The following is an 18,391-nucleotide window of genomic DNA, read 5'->3' as shown; positions in this document are numbered from 1 at the left end:
CGCTCTAGGAATGCGGTCCAGATGCGGCCGGTAGCGGCCGGTGTTATCGTTGCCAGGTTAAGAGAGCTCCTTCGCGCTTCGCGCTCAGGATGTCGGCTGCGGGCTCAGACGCCCGCAAAGCGCCTCAAGTTTCAAAGAACGGATGATTGTAAATGACTGACAAGCGAGTGGTGCTAACAACCGCAGGGTCGAAAGAAGAGGCGCAGAAGATCGCGCGGGCGCTGGTGGAGCGGCGGCTGGCGGCGTGCGTGAACGTCGTGGGGCCGATCGAGTCGGTGTACCGCTGGAAGGGCGCGGTGGAGACGGCGGAGGAGTTCCTGTGCGTCATCAAGACCACGGCGGCGGCGGTGGAGCGGGTGAGGGCGGCGATTAAAGAGTTGCATTCCTACGAGCTGCCGGAGTGCGTGGAGCTGGCGGTCGAGGATGGGAGCGCGGAGTACCTCGCCTGGATCGGAGAAAACGTTGGATAGATCGCCGGGATCGCCGGCATCGCCGAAATCGCCGGGATCGTATTAGGGTTTGCGGGCGGAAATGTTCAGGCGCCAGTAGTCCATGACAAAGGGCGGCGAGTCCTGGGAGGCGTGCAGCGCGAGTTGATCCAAGAAGCGCTGGCGTAGGATCGGGTCGGTGATGCGGCTGGTGTGCTCGCGCAAGGTGACGGTGGCCAGGTAGTCCTTGAATTCCTCGGCGCTGGAGAGCTGGGCGGGCGCAGGTTCAAGCCAGATATCGATGTCTTTGAAGCCGGCACGGAGCATGTTGTCGTGGAAAGTCTCGGGCGTCTCGTAGTGGGTGGTGCGGCGCCAGCCGGCGAAGATTTCGCGGTATTCGGGGCAGTCGATGATGGTCTGGGCGCGGCGATGGATGCGCTCGAGATTGGGGCCGCCGCCACACTGCGCGTCCAGCCACCCGCCGGGTTTCAACACTGAAAAAATCGATCGGAAGAGCTGCGTGTGATCGGGCACCCAGTGAAAAGCGGCGGTGCTGAAGATGCCGTCGAAAATCGGGCGGAAAGGAAGATGCTGGAGATCGGCCTGGACCAGATGCACACGGCCGGAGACGTGCGCGGCAGCCTGGTTAAGCATGTTGAAGGAAAGATCGACGCCGACGACGTTGCCGCGGGGCAGGCGATTGCGGAGCTCGACGGTCAGGCGGCAGGAGCCGCAGCCGGCGTCGAGCATCAGCTCGTCGCCGCGAAGCTTAAGGCGCTCGAGGACCTTCAGCCCCCAAGCGACCTGGGGGTTCGAGAGGCGGTGGTAGGAGTCGGCGTCCCACTCGCTGGAGGTCTGGTGCTGGGGCATAAGCTAACAAGATTACCGCAAAGCAGCTCGTATCTCCGGGGAGAGGGGCGGACCTACACGTCTTTGAGGTGCTCCTCGTCCAGACCGAAGTAGTGTCCCAGTTCGTGGATAACGGTGCGCCGGATCTGCTCGCGGACCTCAATGTCGTCGCGGCACACGGCTTCGATGTTCTTCTGGTAGAGCACGATGTGATCGGGGCCGGCACGGAGGTCGAAGACACTCCTCTGCGTCAGGGGGACGCCGACGTACACACCCATGAGCAAGCGGCGAGGACTCGGGGCGAGCTTCCGGGGGCGGCCCGTGCGGCGGCGCGGACGCTGCTCCGCAGGATAGTCTTCGACCAGCACGGCGACATTCTGGATGCGCCGGCGGAAGCGACGAGGAAGACTGTCCAGGACCTCGGCCGCGATCCTTGCGAAGCGCTCGCGATCCATTGCAGGTCCATGGTCTCACGGATTTCGCCTCGCTCACGACGACGCCGGTCAGAGAGCAGGTCCCTCACGGCTAAAGCCGTTCGGGATGACACTGCGTAAGTCAGATCGCTTTCAGGGCTTCGTCGAGGTCGGAGAGGATGTCTTCGACGTCCTCAATACCGACGGAGATGCGGACCAGGCCATCGGTGATGCCGATGGCCTTTCTTCCCTTCTCGCCGAGAGCGGCGTGGGTCATGGTGGCGGGGTGGGAGATGAGGGTCTCGACGCCGCCGAGGGACTCGCCGAGGGAGCAGACGCGGACCTTGCTCAACATCCGCTTTGCATTCTTCAGAGAGCCAGTCTCGAAGGTGATGAGGGCACCGAAGCCGGACATCTGCTTCTTGGCGAGCTCGTATTGCGGATGCTCTGGCAGGCCGGGATAGAAGACCTTCTGGACCTTGCGGTGACCGTTCAGGAACTTGGCGACGGCGCGGCCGTTCCTCTCGTGCTGCTCCATGCGCACGGCCAGCGTTTTCACTCCGCGGAGGACGAGGAAACATTCGAACGGCGAGAGAATCGCGCCCGCAGATTTCTGGATGAAGCGGAATTTTTCTGCATGCTCCGGCGTGGTGCAGATGATGACGCCGCCGAGTCCGTCGCTGTGACCGTTGAGGAACTTGGTGGTGGAGTGGATGACCATGTCGGCGCCCAGGGCGAGGGGCTGCTGGAAGTAGGGCGACATGAAGGTGTTGTCGACCACGACTTCGGCGCCGCGACGGTGGGCGATGCGGCTGATGGCGGCGATGTCGCTGATGGTCATCAGGGGGTTGGTCGGGGTCTCGACGTAGACGTACTTGGTGCCGCGCTGGATGGCGCGCTCGACCGCGTTCAGATCCGAAGTGTCCACGTAGGTAAACTCAAGGCCGTAGTTGACCAGGATCTGATTGAAGAGGCGGGGGACGCCGCCGTAGACGTTGTGCGAGCAGACGACGTGGTCGCGGGCCTTGAGGGTGGTGCAAAGGGCGTTGATGGCGGCCATGCCGCTGGCGAAGACGTGGGCGGAAGTCCCGCCTTCGAGCGAAGCCAAGTTCTGCTCCAGGCGGTCGCGAGTGGGATTGGAGACGCGCGCGTACTCGTATCCCAAGCGCGGCTTGCCAAGCTCGTCCTGAAGATAAGTGGAAGTGGCATAGATGGGGACGGCAATGGCGCCGGTGAGGGGTTCTGCCTGCTGTCCGTCGTGGATGGCGCGGGTGGCGAAGCCGTGCTTGCGATCGCTCATCAGATCCCGCCTTCGAAAATCTTCTTCGAGAGATAGCGCTCGGCGGAGTCGGGGATGATGGTGACGACGCGCTTCCCTGGCCCGAGACGCCTGGCGATCTGGAGGGCGACGAATACGTTGGCGCCGGCGCTGGAGCCTCCGAGCACGCCTTCCTTGGCCGCCAGCTCTTTGACGGTGTTGAAGGCATCGGGGTCGGAGACGGCGATGATCTGGTCGGCAAGGGAGCTATCGAAGGTCTTGGGAATGAAGCTGGCGCCGATGCCTTCGATCTTGTGGGTGCCTTTGGGGCCGCCTCCGAGGACAGAGCCCACGGTTTCGACCGCGATGGCCAGAGCCTCAGGGAGACGTTCCTTGACGTAGCGGGCGACGCCGGTGAAGGTGCCGCCAGTGCCGGCGCCGATGACGACGGCGTCGATGCGGCCTTCCATCTGCTCGAAGATCTCGCGTCCGGTAGTTTCGTAGTGGAAGTCGGGGTTGGCTTGGTTCTCGAACTGGGCGGCGACGAAGGAATCGGGGGTCTTGGCGGCGGCATCGCGCATGCGCTGGATGGCCCCTTCCATGCCCTCGGCGTCCGGAGTGCGAGTCACCTCGGCGCCGAGGGCACGCATGATGATGACTTTTTCCTGGGAAAACTTCTCGGGTACGAAGAGCACGACCTTGTAGCCGCGGTTGACGCCGATGAGAGCCAGACCGATGCCAGTGTTGCCGGCGGTGGCCTCGAAGATGGTGCAGCCTTTGCGGAGAAGTCCCTGCTGCTCGGCGCGGCGGATGATGCCGATGGCGGCGCGGTCCTTAATGCTGCCGCCGGGGTTCAGGTATTCGAGCTTGGCGTAGATGTCGGCGGCGCCGGGAGGGGCGATGCGCTTGAGGTGAAGCATCGGGGTTTCGCCGACGATCTGGGTGATCTCTTCGGCGATCCGGAGGTGAGCAGCTTCGGCCGTTTTCATTACCATTCAGGGTAAAGGGAGGCGGAGGGGACGGTCAATGATCGGCTAGTCGGAAATGATCGGGCGACTAGAAATCATTGGGTAATTGGAAATCGGGTAATTGGGTAATTTGAAGAACCCCAGCACACCCGACGCTCGGTCGGGCTGATGGCTAGCCGCTACTTCGAGGCGCGCTCCTGGGTGGCGTAGTAGCCGCTGCGGGTGCGGACCTGGAGCTTGCCGTATCCGCCGGCATGAGCCTCGACGCGCACGGTGCGGTATCCGCCGGTGGACTGCGGGTTGGAAGGCTTGTAGCCCAAGGTGTACTGATTGCGGAGGTCGTGGGCGACGGCGCGGCTGATGTTGTCCACCTCGTTGATGTCCTTGGGAAAGAAAGCCACGCCACCGGTCTGAGAGGCGAGCGCGGTGAGAGCGCGCTTGGCGCGGCGAGCCTCGCGGTCGTCGCCCAGGATGCCGATGGAATACACGGTGGGGCCGTGCTCGTCCTGAAGGCGGCGAATGGTCTGCTCGAGAGACTCGCGACTGGCATTGTCCTCGCCGTCGGTGACAATAAGGAGCACTTTCTTGTCGAGCTTGGCGCCCTTCTCGAGGTGGTCGGAGGCGGCCACAATGGCGTCATAGAGGGCGGTGCCACCGCGGGACTCGATGCGCTCCAGGCCTTCCTTCAGCTTGTTGACGTCGGAGGTGAAGTCCTGATCGAGATAGGACTCGTCGTTAAAGTTGACAAGAAAGACTTCATCCTGGGGGTTGCTGGCGCGGACCAGGTTGATGGCAGCCTGGTTGACGGCGGCGCGCTTGTCGCGCATGGAGCCAGAATTGTCGATGATGATGCCGAGGGCGACGGGAATGTCTTCGCGGCGGAAGGAGGTGAGCTGCTGCGGGCGACCGTCCTCGTAGACGGTGAAGGCAGTGCGATCGAGGTCGGTGACCAGGCGCTGTTTCTGGTCCACGACGGTGGCGTGGAGGACGACTTCCTCAACCTTCTTCCTAAAGATGAAAACGCCGTTGTCGGTCTGGTCGGGGCTCTGGCCCTGGGACGCCTGGGTGCCGGGTGTCGGCGAGGGGACGGGCAGAGGCATGTGGCCGGCCGTGGGGTCGGACTGCTGCTGGGCGCGCACAATGGGCCCCGCAAGTGAGACTGTGAGGGCCAGGACAAGAGACAGGAAGAGCGCGCTACTGCGAGGGTGCATAGTATCCCGTCTTGGAATAGACCGTGAGTTGCGGCAACCCCTTGGGCGGCAAGAGCCTGACCTTGACCTTGCGCCAGCGCCCGTCGCGGATTGAATTCGTCGAACGATATCCGAGGACGTATTGGTTGCGCAGCTCGATCCCAATCTTGGTGGCGACGTCGGTCAAGTCGTTAGGGTTATCGATGGTGAAGGTGCGCCCGCCGGTGACTTCGGTGATGTTGGTGAGCAAGGCGGGGCCGGCCACTTCCTCGGGAGTGGGGAAGGACGAATTATAGATGCCGATGGCGTAGATCTGGACGTCGGCTTCCTTGACGATCGCCTTGATCTCGGCGTCGGTGTAGCGGCTGCGGTTGTCGCCGCCGTCAGAAATGATGAGCAGGGCCTTCTTGGCGTTGTGGGCATCGTGCATTTTAGTGACGCCGAGGTAGATGGCATCGAGCAACGCGGTGAGGCCCTGGGGCATGGTGAAGACCACCTTGCTCTGGATGTCCTCGATGGACTGGGTGAAGTCGGCGAGCAACTGAGGGCGGTCGGAGAAGGTGACAAGGAAAAACTCGTCCTGAGGGTTGGCGGTCCTGAAGAACTCGACGACCGCCTCGCGGGCCTTCTCGATCTTGGTCTTCATGCTGCCGCTGACATCGAAGATGACGCCGAGAGAAATAGGAGCGTCCTCATTGGAGAAGTGTCGGATCTGCTGCTCCTGGTTGCCTTCGAAGATCTTGAAGTTCTCTTTCTCCAGACCGGTGACCAAGCGGTTCATGGGATCGGTGATGGTGACGTTGACCAACACGAGGTCGACGTCCACGATCACGGGCTTGGTGTGGGTCTTGAACCTGGGGTCGACGTCGAAGGCTTTGTTCTTGTCGGGCTCCTTGCGCGGGGTGACGTGGACGTCGCCGGTGGTCGACTGCGCGCGGGCCAGAGGAGCGGCGCAGAACACGAGCGCCGCAGCAATGAACAGCGCCATAAGCGCTGCCGAAATCCAGGGCCGCAGAACCGACGCTGAGAGCGACGAGCAGGCATTCGGCAGGATAGCTGGCACCGGATGCGTTTGCGTTCTCAGGGAACGAATGGACCCCGGCCCGATTCTCCGAAAACGGGCCATAGACCCCTCTTGTTGAACCGATAGTATCACAGCGCGCTTGCCATTATCCGAGACGAAGAAGAAGGCCCCCAGCCAATGTGTGATGTGACAGAAGGGTAGCCGGTTTTCTTTTATTTGCGCGCGCCTAGGCGCGCTAGAATCGAAGGCTCTCACCGACATGGCCACGATCTTCCCTTTTCGGGCACTGCGCTACAACCCTGGGCGCGTGGATGTTCAGAGGGTCGTCACCCAGCCGTACGATAAGATCACGCCGGCGATGCAGCAGCGCTACTACGCCGCCAGCCCCTACAACCTGGTGCGAATCATCCTGGGGAAAAGAGAGCCAGCAGACGATGAGAAAAGCAACGTTTACACGCGGGCGGCGGACGATTTCCGACGTTGGCGGAGCGAAGGCGTGCTGCGGCCGGATGCGGCGGCGAGCCTGTATGCGTACTCGCAAGAATTCAGGGCGCCTGGGACAGAGAAGATGGGCACGAGGCGGGGATTCATCGGGCTGGGGCAGATCGAGCCGTATGAGGCCGGGGTGGTGTTCCGGCACGAGCAGACGCTGTCGGCGCCCAAGCAAGACCGGCTGAACCTGTTGCGAGCCACGCGGGCGCACTTCGGGCAGATCTTCATGCTGTATTCCGATCCCGGGCGGGAGGTGGAGACTCAACTCTTCCGAGATGCCAAGCCGACGATAGAAGTTACGGACGAATACGGGGTCGTGCACCGGATATGGGCGGTGCCGGAAGTCGAGCGGGTGGAGGCGGCGACGCGGGCGATGGCGGACAAGAAACTGATCATCGCCGACGGTCACCACCGGTACGAGACCGCACTGCGGTATCGCGACGAGCGGCGCGCCGGAGGAGGCAAGGCGGACGGCAACCAGGCGTACGACCGGGTGATGATGACGTTCGTCAACGTGGACGCTCCCGGGCTGGTGATCCTGCCGACCCACCGGGTGGTGCACGGGCTGGAGGATTTCCAGGCGGGCGAGATGGTGCGAGTGGCGCGGAATTTCTTCGCGGTGGAGGACATCACGTCGCGGTTCGACCCGGAGCGTCCGACGGCGGCGCTGGCGGCGGGCGGCGAGGGAACAGCTTTGTTGGCTGTGACCAAGGGAAACAAGTTCCTGATGCGAGCGCCGGCGGGTGCGCGGCATGCGTCGATGGAAGGGCTGTCGTCGCGGCAGGCGGAGCTGGACGTCGTCCGCTTGCACAGGGTGGTGCTGGGGTCGGTGCTGGGTATGAGCGAAGAGTCGATCCGCGAGCAAAAGCACATCGAGTACGTGCGTGACGCGAAAGAAGCGGTGGCCCGGGTGCAGGGGGGAGCGAACGTGGCGTTCCTGATGAACCCGGCGAGGATCGAGCAAGTGCGCGACATCGCATTCGCCGGCGAGGTGCTGCCGCAGAAATCCACGGACTTCTATCCCAAGATGCTTTCGGGCCTGACCATCTATGCGCTGGAATAGGCCGCTGAGCGCGCTGACCGCGGGCGCCCTGGCGCTGGCCTTGCTGCCGTTGCGCTCGGCGGAGGAGAAGCGGGTGGCGGTGTACGCGCCGCGGGCCAGCTATTCCCTGCCCGTGCAGGAGCGCGCCAACGGAGACTACGTGGCGCTGTTCGAGGCGGTCGAACCGCTGGGCAGGGCCAGCACGCAGGTGGATGGCAAAACGTGGCGGCTGCGATTCAACAGGATGGAATGCGAGTTCAAGGCGGGCCAGACGCGGGGGCGGGTGGGGCGGCACTCGATCGAACTGCCCCAGCCATTCCTGCTCGACGGCGAGCACGGGTACATCCCGCTGGCTGCGCTGCCGTTGGTGCTGTCGCGGCTGCTCGATAGCCGGGTGGACTTCCACACGACGTCGCGGCGGATCTTCGTGGGCGACGTGGCCACGCGCTTCACGCTGGAGCTGAAAAAGGGGGAGGGCCTGGTGTTGAGTTTCTCCGACGCGGTGAACCCGATGATCAGCACCGAGCCGGGAAAACTGAGGATGACCTTCACGCATGAGCCGGTGGTGTCAGGTACGGGAACGTACCAGTTCATGGACAACAAACTGATCTCGGGAGCGCGGTTCGATGAAGTGAATGGGGCAGCGGAATTGACGGTGCAGGCCAATGTTCCGGTGATGGCGACATTCGCCGATGGTGGAAAGACGATCCGTATCGTGGCGGCACCTATCCAGGCGGCGCAGGCGCCCACGCCAGCGGCGCCGGCAGCGTCACCCACGTCCGCGCCGGCAGCCCCGACACCGGAGGCAACGCCGGGCGGGGCGCAGCCGACCTCGCCGGGAGCGGCGGCTGGGGCGGCGGCCGGAGCTCTGCGCCAGTCCTACCTTGTCGTAGTGGACGCAAGCCACGGCGGGGAGGAGCGCGGAGCGGCCCTGAGCGACAAGCTGGCGGAGAAAGACGTGACGCTGGCACTGGCGCGAAAGCTCCGGGGCGAGCTGCAGGCGCGGGGGATCAATGCGCTGATGCTGCGCGACTCCGATACGACCCTCTCGCTGGAGCAGCGGGCCGAAACGGTGAACGCGTCGCGAGCGGCGGTCTACGTGGCGCTGCACGCGGCCAACATGGGCAGCGGGGTGCGGGTGTACACGGCGATGCTGCCGGCCTCCGACGCCAAGCAGCAGTTGTTCGTCCCCTGGGAGACGGCGCAGGCGGGGCATACCGAAGCGAGCCGGGTAGTGGCGGATGCGGTGGCCGAGGAGACCGGGAAGCGGGACCTGGCCAGCTGGGTGGTGGCCGCGCCGGTGCGCCCGCTGAACAACGTGGTGACGGCAGCGATCGCGGTGGAAGTCTCGCTGCCGGGCCCGCAGGTGGATACTCTGAGCTCGGCGAATTACCAGCAGCAAGTGGCGGCGGCGATCGCGTCCGGGATCGCGGACGCGCGGCCGAAACTCGATCCCAACGCGCCAAGATCGGGCGCGCCCGTGAGCCCAGGAACGGCAAGATGATCCCGCGTCACGTACAGATCACCGCCGTCGTCCTGATCGTGGCGATGTTCAGCACGGGATTCTACATCCTGCGACTGAAGGCACGGGTGGAGCGGAATGGGGCCGTCTCGGACACGCGCCCGATCGCGCCGCCGGTAGCCGGACCCAAATCGAGGGTGGAGCTCTACATCGCCTACGACCAGGACGGCGTGATCCGGCCGCGGCTAGTGAACGTGGCCCTGCCGCAGGAGCCGAATCTGCGTGCGCGGGAGGTGCTGCGGGCGCTGGTGGGCGAATACCTGCAAAAGCCGTCAGCGCATCCTCTGGCTCCTGGAGCAGACGTAAAGGACGTGTATCTGCTGAACGGCGGGGTGGCGGTGGTGGACACGACGGCCGAGTTCGCCGAAGGGCACCGCTCGGGCGTGTTCGTAGAGGAGCTGACGGTAGTGTCTCTGGTGGAGACGCTGGCAGCCAACGTGCCGGGCGTGACGCGGGTGAAGATCCTGGTGGACGGCAAGGAGCGGGAGACGCTGGCCGGGCACGCAGACCTGATGTCGTTCTATGATGTCAACGCGGTCGATCAACTCGTAAAGGCGATGCAGTGAGCAGAAGACCAACCATCGGAGTGTTTGACTCGGGCGTGGGCGGGCTGACGGTGCTGAAGGAACTGGTGCGCCTAATCCCGGACGCGGACTACCTCTACTTCGGCGATACGGCGCGGCTGCCCTACGGGTCGAAGTCGCCGGAAACGGTGGCCAAGTTCGCGCTGGAAGCGGTGCGCTTCCTCCAGGAGCATGGCGCGGAGTACATGGTGATCGCGTGCAACACGGCGAGCGCGCTGGCGCTGGAGGCGATCAAGAGCGCGGTGAAGATCCCCGTGGTCGGGGTGATCGAGCCGGGGGCGGAACGAGCGGCGATCGCGACCTTGCACCGCACCGTACTGGTGATCGGGACGGAGGCCACGATCGGCAGCCACGCCTACCAGCGGGCGCTGGCGGCGCGGAGCGTCATGGCGCTGGAGAAGGCGTGCCCGCTGTTCGTGCCGTTGATCGAAGAGGGCTGGATGGACCACAACGTCACCCAGCAAGTGGCGCACGTGTACCTGGACGAGTTCTTCCAAGACCCGAAGACCGGGCCGGACACGCTGGTGCTGGGCTGCACGCATTACCCGCTGATCAAGCAGATCCTGCGCGGGGTGGCGCCGTGGCGGGTGGAGATCGTGGATTCGGCGGAATCAACCGCACAGTACGTGGCGAAAGAGCTGGAGAAATTGCCTCCGATGTTGCCGACCATCAACCCGGCGGAGCAGCGGCAGATGACGCGGCTGCGGTTCTTTGCGACCGATTCGGTGGACAGGTTCCGCCGTCTGGGCGAGAGGTTCATGGGGCACGCGATCGGGCCGGTCAGGCACGTCGATATTGGAGGCTAGTACTCAGTACTCGGTACTCAGTACCTAGTAGAATCTCCAAGCTGCGGGAAGAAGACCTCACCACGAAAGACACAAAGGTCCACACGAAGGAACACGAAGGACTGCTAGAATCCACGGGTCATGATCTATCGAAGCGATAATCGCGCGCCGGACCAGATGCGGCCGGTGAACATCGTGCCCGAGTTCATCTCGACCGCCGAAGGCTCGTGCCTGATCGAGGTGGGCAACACGCGGGTGATCTGCACGGCGTCGGTGGACGAGGCGGTGCCCTCGTGGATGCGCAACTCGGGCAAGGGGTGGATCACCAGCGAGTACGGGATGATCCCGCGCTCGACGCTGACCCGGACGCCGCGCGAGGCGGCGCGCGGGCGGCAGGGCGGGCGCACGCAGGAGATCCAGCGACTGATCGGGCGATCGCTGCGCGCGGTGGTGGACCTGACGCGGCTGGGCGAGCGGACGATCTGGGTGGACTGCGACGTGATCCAGGCGGACGGCGGGACCAGGACGGCGTCGATCACCGGGTCGTTCGTGGCGCTGGGGCTGGCGCTGGGCAAGCTGGTGGAGGCGGGAACGCTGACGTCGGCGCCCATCCGCGACTTCGTGGCCGCGACCAGCGCGGGCATCGTGGACGGCGAGATCATGCTCGACCTCAACTACGAAGAAGACGCGCGCGCCGAGGTGGACATGAACTTCGTCATGACCGGCGGGAAGAAGATGGTCGAGCTGCAGGCCACGGCCGAGCAGCGTCCATTCGACGAAGCGCAACTCAAGCGCATGACGGAGCTGGCGCGGAAGGGCGTGGAGAGCCTGATCGCCAAACAGCAGGCGGTGCTGAGCTCGCTCCTGCTTCGGCAGTAAGTCATTTCACCGCAGAGATCGCAGAGAACGCAGAGTTTTCGGTCTTCACTGCGATCCCGGCGGGCTCTGCGGTTCGTTTTTTTCGTCTCTTACGAAGAATGCCCGGCTGATACAATAGTCGGCTGTTATCACGCGCGCGGCCCGTCCGGAGCTCCAGCCAATCTCATCCAGCGCGCACGAGGAGGATTTCCCGTGAAACTTACCCCTGGAAAACTTGCCGGCCTCAAGAACGTATCGAACGCGCGGGGCGTGATCGGCGCCGCCGCTATGGACCAGCGCGGATCGCTGAAGAAGGCGCTGGGCGCAAACGCCACCGAGAAGCAGCTGGAGGAATTCAAGTCGCTGGTGACCGAGGTGTTGACGCCGCATGCGACGGCCATTCTGCTGGATCCCGAGTGGGGACTGCCGGCGTCGAAGCGGCGGTCGAAGAATGCCGGGCTGCTGCTGGCGTACGAGAAGACGGGCTACGACAAGACCGGGCCGGGGCGCCTGCCCGACCTGCTCGATAACTGGTCGGCGCGCCGCCTGAAAGAGAACGGCGCGGACGCGGTGAAGATCCTGCTGTACTACACGCCGGACGATCCCAAGGACGTCAACGACAAGAAGCACGCGTGGGTGGAGCGCATCGGCGACGAGTGCCGCGCCAACGATATCCCCTTCTTCCTCGAGCTGGTGGGCTACGAGGAGGGCGTGGACGAGAAGGGCCTCGAGTATTCCAAGAAGAAGCCGCGGATCGTGCTGGAGTCGATGAAGGAGTTCACCAAGGATCGTTACGGCGCGGACGTGTTGAAAGTCGAGGTGCCGATCAACATGAAATTCGTCGAGGGCGCCAAGTCATTCAAGGGCGAGAAGGCGTACTCGAAGCAGGAAGCGATCAAGCACTTCCACGCCGCCGCCGCGGTGACCACCAAGCCGTTCATCTACCTGTCGGCGGGCGTGTCGAACTCGGAATTCACCGAGTCGCTGGAGCTGGCGGCGGAGTCGGGTGTGAAGTTCAACGGCGTGCTCTGCGGGCGCGCGACCTGGAAAGACGGCATCGCGGTGTACGCCAACCAGGGTCCGCAGGCGTTCCGCCACTGGCTGGAGACCGAGGGCGTGAAGAACATCAACAACGTCAACGAGAAGCTGAAGGGGGCGACCAGCTGGTTCTCGAAGTACGAAGTCCCCGAGCCGGCCATGGCGGGAAGATAGTCCATAGCGCATAGGACATAGTGCATAGAGGCGGGCTTTCGAGCTCGCCTTTCTTTTTTCACCGCCGAGATCGCCGAGACCGCCGAGTCATGGAAAGCGTCATCCCGAACGGCTTCAGCCGTGAGGGACCTGCTGTTCCTGCTATCCCTAGCGAATCGAGGGACCCCTACCCCCTCCGGGTCATCAGGCGAAACAAAGGAGTTACGCCTTGATATCAAGGGGATCAGGCGACAGATTAAGACCCCCTCCCCCTCGATATGTCGAAATAAAGGGGTTAGGTGAGGAGATATGTAGGGTATGTGGTAGCAAGACAGGAGTCGGGAGTCAGGAGTCAGCGAAAGTTGTCAAAGAACGGCGGCGGCTGCGCGGGGCAGCGGCAGCGCCCTTCGGCTTCACCTCAGGGCCGGCTTGGGGGCGCTACATCCAGCATAGCAAATCGGAGAATTGCGGACCTGGAGGTGCAGTACAGGAAGCGCAGCAGAATCAATGATTTGCAGGTGGCGAAAAGGTGGCGCTTGACATTGCTTAAAGCTATATTTTACGGCCGCAAGGTGCCTGATCTCAGTGACTTAGCGGGAACCATGATTTATGGAGTGGCGAAGTTTATCTTTCGTCGGTGAGGCATTCCGCACACGAGCAAAACCGGCTCGTGTGGGGCACCCGGCTTGATTTCAATGGGTTAGCGGGCACACCGACGATGACGTTCGAGAAGCAGATTTTTCGGATTCATGCACCCTGACGAGCAAACCCGGCTCGTCTGGGTACCCGGCGAGGCATGCCGGGGTAGGCAGGAATGGTCGAAACCCCTGCTTTCCTATAACGTGCCCAGGGATCGCGCCCATCCCATCCGTCCGGCATCCTCGACCGTAGGCCCAGCGCGTTCAGGCGCTGATCCTCTTCGCGCGTGATGATTGCCCCGATGCAGAATCGTCGAAGGATGCGACGAACTGCTCTTGCCGATGGCGCACCTAAACCAAAGAGCATGTCGTAGACAATCTTCTTCGGGACTATATGGTCATGAACCAATATCTTGCTGTCGTTTCGCACGCGCAACGCCCGTTCAGACCAGTACTTACACCCCTGATACTTGCCTTCGAACTCTGACCATACCCATACCACTTCCGCAAGCACGGCGAACTTAGTGCCGTGATGCAGCTTGGATTTCAGAATTCTGGCTACGTCTGCAGAGATCTGAGACTTTGTGCGATAGCGGGGATTCTTCTCAGGGATTCGGGGCATTCTGCTCAGCACTCAGGTCGCTATCCTACACCGCTCGGCGTTGCGTCCGGCCCGCGCGAGGGCGCGCGGGCTACTCTGTGGGGGATTGCGGAGGAGGTAGGGATCCCTCGACTCGGGCTGAAGCCCGGGCGCAGTGTCTTAGCAGTGTCATCCCGAACCGACTTAAGTCGGTGAGGGACCTGCTGTCCTTAGGGCGAAAAGCAGGTCCCTCACGGCTGAAGCCGTTCGGGATGACAGACGGAAGCGCCTACTCCCACTCAATGGTGCCCGGCGGCTTGGACGTCGTGTCGTACACCACGCGGTTGATGCCTTTGACTTCGTTGACGATGCGGGTGGAGATGCGCTTCAGGACGTCCCAGGGCAGCTCGACGACGTCGGCGGTCATGCCGTCCTCGGAGTGCACGGCGCGGATAGCGCAGGTGTAGGCGTAGGTGCGGGCGTCGCCCATGACGCCCACCGACATCACCGGCAGCAGCACGGCGAAGGATTGCCAGATCCTGGTGTACAGGCCGGCGGCCTTGATCTCGCCGACCACGATGTCGTCGGCTTCCTGCAGCATGCGGATGCGTTCGGGCGTGACTTCGCCCAGGATGCGCACGGCGAGGCCGGGGCCGGGGAAAGGCTGGCGGATGAGCGTCTCCTCGGGCATGCCGAGGTCGCGGCCGATGCGGCGGACTTCGTCCTTGAAGAGGTCTTTGAGCGGCTCGATGAGCTTGAGCTTCATGCGCTTGGGCAGGCCGCCGACATTGTGGTGCGTCTTGATGGTCTGCGAAGGGCCGCGGACGGAACGGGACTCGATGACGTCGGGGTAGAGAGTGCCCTGGACGAGGAAATCAATTTTCCGATTTGTAATTTGTAATTTGTAATTTGGAATTTTCCGCTTTGCGGGTGCGCGCTTCTGGGCTGAGGCGAGGCCTCTCGCGGTCGCGACGAGAGTTGCGTTGCGGGGAATGTCGCCCTTGAGCAGGTGGGTGACGGCATCGTCAAAGACGGCGATGAACTCGTTGCCGATGATCTTGCGCTTCTTCTCCGGCTCGGTGACGCCCTTCAGCTTATTAAGGAAGCGCTGGCTGGCGTCGACGGCGACGATGTTGAGGCCGAGGCGATCGCGCAGGTTCTGCTGCACCTTCAGGAACTCGTTCTTGCGCAGCACGCCGTTGTTGACGAAGACACAAGTGAGGCGCTCTCCGATGGCGCGGTGGACCAGGGTGGCAGCGACGGAGGAGTCCACGCCGCCGGAAAGGGCGCAGATGGCGTGGCCGTCGCCGACCTGTTGCCGGATCTGGTTGACGGTGTCGTCGATGAAGCGCTGCGGAGTCCAATCGGGACGCACGCCGCAGACCTTGAAGACAAAGTTCTTCAGGATGTCGGTCCCAAATTTCGTATGACGGACCTCGGGGTGAAACTGGACGGCGTACATCCGGGTCTGGGTGTTCTCGATGGCGGCGACGGCGTTCTCCGACTTGGCGACCAGGTGAAAGCCGGTGGGGAGTTTCGTGGCTTCGTCACCGTGGGACATCCAGACCGGCATGCGCACGGGCAGCGCATCGAAGAGCGGGGATTTATTGGTGACCGTGATCTCGGCGTGGCCGAACTCGCGCCTCTTGCCAGGGTTCACCTTGCCCCCGAGCTTGTGCGCCATCACCTGGAGGCCGTAGCAGATGCCGAGGATGGGCAGGCCGAGGGAAAGGACGCGGTCGTCCATGGTGGGCGCGTCCTTGTCATAGACCGAGGAGGGGCCTCCGGAGAAAATGATGCCCGCGGGATTGTAGGCGAGAACCTCGTCCACGGAAGCGGTGCAGGGCACGAGGACGGAAAAGACTTTTTGTTCGCGGATGCGGCGCGCGATGAGCTGGCTGTACTGCGCGCCGAAGTCGAGGATGACGATGGATTGGTGTTCCACGGTCGAGTGTGACAGATGTCGCTGGAAGTGTAAAGCGAGTCGTGCTTCTTGGCTATGGCGCGGTACTTCCGTACCGCGCTGAAATCCGTCGTCCCTACGGGACTCGGGTCCTTACTGGCCGGCGACCCGGCACTGGCGTGCCGGGCTACACATCCGCCGCGCCAAGGGCGCTGGTTCCAGGCGCGCCGGCGGCATCGCTGGACTGAGAGTAGGTCGCGGAGTCCGGAGGAGGTTGAACCGGCGACTCTACTGGTGGAACAGCAACCGGCTCGTCGCGGAGGATCTCGACGTAGGCCGCAAGGCGGGCGACGAAGAGGAAGTCGGCCACCACGAAATACACCAGCGTGATGAGGGCCAGAACGACGGCGACCGGTATCCAAGATGATCTCCGGAGCACGCCCAGAGGCACCAGGCTGACCACGGTGGCGGCCACGAGGACGAGCGACCGAACCACCCACATGATCGCGGCCAGGGAAAGGAAGGCGCGGCGGCGGTCGCGGTAGGCGTCGAAGGCGGCGGCGATGGAGGCGAAGGAGTCGGAGCCGTCGCGCACCGCGAAGATGCCGGCGAGGAAAAGATACCAGCGCAGGCGTCCGTGGAAGAAGCCGATGATGGCAGCGATCAAGAAGAAGACCAGCAGGAAGAGGCCGGGACGGTCGTTGACGCCGCGGCTGGCAGCGAAGCCGGCGACCAGCAGCGCGCCCAGGTATCCGACCCACGCGGCGAGAGCGGTGGCGGCGCGCAGGAAATGCAGGCCTAGCAAGGTACGGAAGCGCCCGCGAGTCTCGGCGAGCAGGGCGCGCAGGGAGGCCCAGCGGGCCAAAGATGCCGCGAAGATCCAGAGCACGCTGATCGCGGGCAGGAGCACGGCAGCGGCGCGGAAGAGGCGCGGCCAACTGCCGCTGAAGATGTGGCGCAAAGCCTCGGCCACCAGTGTCGGCACCTTGGTGCGGATCAGGAGCCAGTCGGCATCGGTGACGGTCAGGCTGTGCAGGTAAGCGAAGCAGGCGAAAATAAGCAAGCCCCACGCGGCAGCCCCGAAGCTCCAGCGCCAGGCGATCTCGGCCGCGGCTAGGCCGGGATAGCGGATGGCGGTGCGGAAGCCTTCGCGGACGGGGGATGGGCGGGGCATGCGCACGGTCAAGGATACAGGCTTTCGGCCCGAGGGCTAAAGCCGTGAGTCGTCGAAGGAATTCAGGTTCCCCCGACTCGCTCCGCTCGCCGAGGATGACGAATTTCTTGAAGGGGTAGGGGTCCTTCGACTCGGCTGCACAAAGCGCAGCCTCGCTCAGGACGACACCGTCTCTGGCTGCGTGCCGTGCAATCTCTGCGGCCGCATTGTTCCGTTTGACCCTCCGTTTTGGCGTCTGATAGCTTTGTCGGTTCCTTCCTACTCAGCGCGATCTCAAGGAACGCAAGCAAGGAGCCGTATGCCCGCCATCAAGTTCAAGGGAGTGGATTTCATCGAGTTCGATTCCCTGCTCACCGACGAGGAGCGCCTGGTGCGCGACAACACGCGCAAGTTCATCGAAGAGAACCTGGTGCCTCTCATCGAGCAGTGCAACCGCGATGGGCGCTTTCCCAAGGAACTGGTGAAGCCGATGGCGGAGCTGGGGTTCTTCGGCGCCAGCCTGCAAGGGTACGGGTGCGCGGGGATGTCGAACGTGGAATACGGCCTGATGAACCAGGAACTGGAGCGCGGGGACAGCGGGGTGCGCTCATTCGTCAGCGTGCAATCGGGGCTGTGCATGTACCCGATCCACGAGTTCGGCAGCGATGAGCAGAAGAACAAGTGGCTGCCGGGGATGCAGAAGGGGGAGATCCTGGGTTGCTTCGGGCTGACCGAGCCGGGCTTCGGGTCCAACCCCGGCGGGATGCTGACCCACGCGGTGAAGGACGGCAACGACTACATCCTGAACGGCGAGAAGATGTGGATCACGTCGGGGACGATCGCGAACCTCGCGATCATCTGGGCGAAGGTGAAGCATGAGGAGAGTAAGATCCGCGGATTCATCGTCGAGACCGATCGCAAGGGGTTCAAAGCGGACGACGTGCACGGCAAGTGGTCGCTGCGGGCGTCGGTGACGTCGGGGCTGTCGTTGCAGGACGTACGCGTGCCCGGGGGAAATCTGCTGCCCAAGTCGGGCGGGTTGAAGTCGCCGCTGATGTGCCTGAACCAGGCGCGCTACGGGATCGCGTGGGGAGCGGTGGGGGCGGCGATGTCGTGCTACGACACTGCACTGCAATACTCGCAGATCCGCAAGCAATGGCGCGACCAGCCGATTGCCTCGCACCAGCTGGTGCAGGAGAAGCTGGTGTGGATGATCTCGGAGATCACCAAGGCGCAGTTGCTGGTGCTGCAGGTCGGCCGGCTGAAGGATGCGGGCAAGGTGAAGCCGCAGCACATCTCGATGGCCAAGCGGAACAACGTGTGGATGGCGCTGGAGTGCGCACGCATGGCGCGGGACGTGCTGGGCGCGAACGGCATCACCGACGACTACCCGATCATGCGCCACATGATGAACCTGGAGTCGGTGAAGACGTACGAGGGCACGCACGACATCCATACGCTGATCATCGGGCAGGCGATCACGGGCGTGGACGCGATCTGAACGGCAGTTTCT

At 63.5% G+C, this 18,391-nt stretch carries 16 protein-coding genes; 8 read left to right on the top strand and 8 right to left on the bottom strand.

Annotation, left to right across the window (positions count from 1 at the left end; genetic code table 11):
• The first annotated feature begins 152 nt into the window (after positions 1 to 152).
• A complete protein-coding gene (locus LAN37_08830) occupies positions 153 to 470 on the top strand; it encodes a divalent-cation tolerance protein CutA (GenBank protein ID MBZ5647311.1) in 318 nt (105 codons plus the stop codon).
• 42 nt (positions 471 to 512) lie between these two features.
• Here the strand turns inward: LAN37_08830 and LAN37_08825 are convergent, their stop codons facing one another.
• The 6 genes from LAN37_08825 to LAN37_08800 form a co-directional block, all read right to left on the bottom strand.
• Positions 513 to 1,298, bottom strand: coding sequence for a methyltransferase domain-containing protein (locus LAN37_08825; GenBank protein MBZ5647310.1), 786 nt, complete (start codon positions 1,296 to 1,298; stop codon positions 513 to 515).
• Positions 1,299 to 1,351: 53 nt separating this feature from the next.
• Positions 1,352 to 1,732 carry a metallopeptidase family protein gene (locus LAN37_08820; GenBank protein ID MBZ5647309.1) on the bottom strand — a complete coding sequence of 127 codons (381 nt, stop codon included), beginning with the start codon at positions 1,730 to 1,732 and terminating at the stop codon, positions 1,352 to 1,354.
• A 100-nt stretch (positions 1,733 to 1,832) separates the two neighbouring features.
• Positions 1,833 to 2,990, bottom strand: coding sequence for a PLP-dependent aspartate aminotransferase family protein (locus tag LAN37_08815; protein ID MBZ5647308.1), 1,158 nt, complete (start codon positions 2,988 to 2,990; stop codon positions 1,833 to 1,835).
• Entirely contained in the window at positions 2,990 to 3,937 is a 948-nt protein-coding gene (gene cysK / locus LAN37_08810; GenBank protein MBZ5647307.1) for a cysteine synthase A, read from the bottom strand. Before cysK ends, LAN37_08815 begins: the two co-directional genes overlap by 1 nt.
• A 158-nt stretch (positions 3,938 to 4,095) precedes the next feature.
• Entirely contained in the window at positions 4,096 to 5,127 is a 1,032-nt protein-coding gene (locus LAN37_08805; GenBank protein ID MBZ5647306.1) for a VWA domain-containing protein, read from the bottom strand.
• Positions 5,111 to 6,232: a VWA domain-containing protein gene (locus LAN37_08800; protein MBZ5647305.1), complete on the bottom strand. Its 1,122-nt coding sequence runs from the start codon at positions 6,230 to 6,232 to the stop codon at positions 5,111 to 5,113. Before LAN37_08800 ends, LAN37_08805 begins: the two co-directional genes overlap by 17 nt.
• 157 nt (positions 6,233 to 6,389) lie before the next feature.
• Here LAN37_08800 and LAN37_08795 point away from each other — a divergent pair, with 157 nt between their 5' ends.
• The 6 genes from LAN37_08795 to LAN37_08770 all read left to right on the top strand — a co-directional run bounded on the left by LAN37_08795 (position 6,390) and on the right by LAN37_08770 (position 12,625).
• A complete protein-coding gene (locus LAN37_08795) occupies positions 6,390 to 7,685 on the top strand; it encodes a DUF1015 domain-containing protein (protein ID MBZ5647304.1) in 1,296 nt (431 codons plus the stop codon).
• Positions 7,672 to 9,168 carry an N-acetylmuramoyl-L-alanine amidase gene (locus tag LAN37_08790; protein MBZ5647303.1) on the top strand — a complete coding sequence of 499 codons (1,497 nt, stop codon included), beginning with the start codon at positions 7,672 to 7,674 and terminating at the stop codon, positions 9,166 to 9,168. The genes LAN37_08795 and LAN37_08790 overlap by 14 nt, the downstream gene beginning before the upstream one ends.
• A complete protein-coding gene (locus LAN37_08785) occupies positions 9,165 to 9,752 on the top strand; it encodes a GerMN domain-containing protein (GenBank protein ID MBZ5647302.1) in 588 nt (195 codons plus the stop codon). The genes LAN37_08790 and LAN37_08785 overlap by 4 nt, the downstream gene beginning before the upstream one ends.
• The gene (murI, locus tag LAN37_08780; protein MBZ5647301.1) at positions 9,749 to 10,576 is read left to right on the top strand and encodes a glutamate racemase; all 828 of its coding nucleotides are present in this window, start codon (positions 9,749 to 9,751) and stop codon (positions 10,574 to 10,576) included. The genes LAN37_08785 and murI overlap by 4 nt, the downstream gene beginning before the upstream one ends.
• Before the next feature lie 120 nt (positions 10,577 to 10,696).
• Positions 10,697 to 11,434, top strand: a complete 738-nt coding sequence (gene rph, locus LAN37_08775; protein ID MBZ5647300.1) for a ribonuclease PH — start codon at positions 10,697 to 10,699, stop codon at positions 11,432 to 11,434.
• 192 nt (positions 11,435 to 11,626) lie between these two features.
• Positions 11,627 to 12,625, top strand: coding sequence for a tagatose 1,6-diphosphate aldolase (locus LAN37_08770; GenBank protein ID MBZ5647299.1), 999 nt, complete (start codon positions 11,627 to 11,629; stop codon positions 12,623 to 12,625).
• Positions 12,626 to 14,111: 1,486 nt separating this feature from the next.
• Here the strand turns inward: LAN37_08770 and guaA are convergent.
• Complete coding sequence (guaA, locus tag LAN37_08765) at positions 14,112 to 15,767, bottom strand: glutamine-hydrolyzing GMP synthase (protein MBZ5647298.1); 1,656 nt, start codon at positions 15,765 to 15,767, stop codon at positions 14,112 to 14,114.
• Positions 15,768 to 15,912: 145 nt separating this feature from the next.
• Entirely contained in the window at positions 15,913 to 16,899 is a 987-nt protein-coding gene (locus LAN37_08760) for a hypothetical protein (protein ID MBZ5647297.1), read from the bottom strand.
• Positions 16,900 to 17,197: 298 nt separating this feature from the next.
• On the opposite strand from LAN37_08760, the gene LAN37_08755 reads away from it, so the two are divergent.
• A complete protein-coding gene (locus LAN37_08755) occupies positions 17,198 to 18,379 on the top strand; it encodes an acyl-CoA dehydrogenase family protein (GenBank protein MBZ5647296.1) in 1,182 nt (393 codons plus the stop codon).
• Positions 18,380 to 18,391 lie beyond the last annotated feature (12 nt).

It is taken from the genome of Terriglobia bacterium (assembly GCA_020073495.1).
Lineage (GTDB): Bacteria > Acidobacteriota > Terriglobia > Terriglobales > Acidobacteriaceae > JAIQFD01.
The sequence above is the reverse complement of the archived record's forward strand: the minus strand, read 5'-3'. Positions and strand labels throughout refer to the sequence as shown.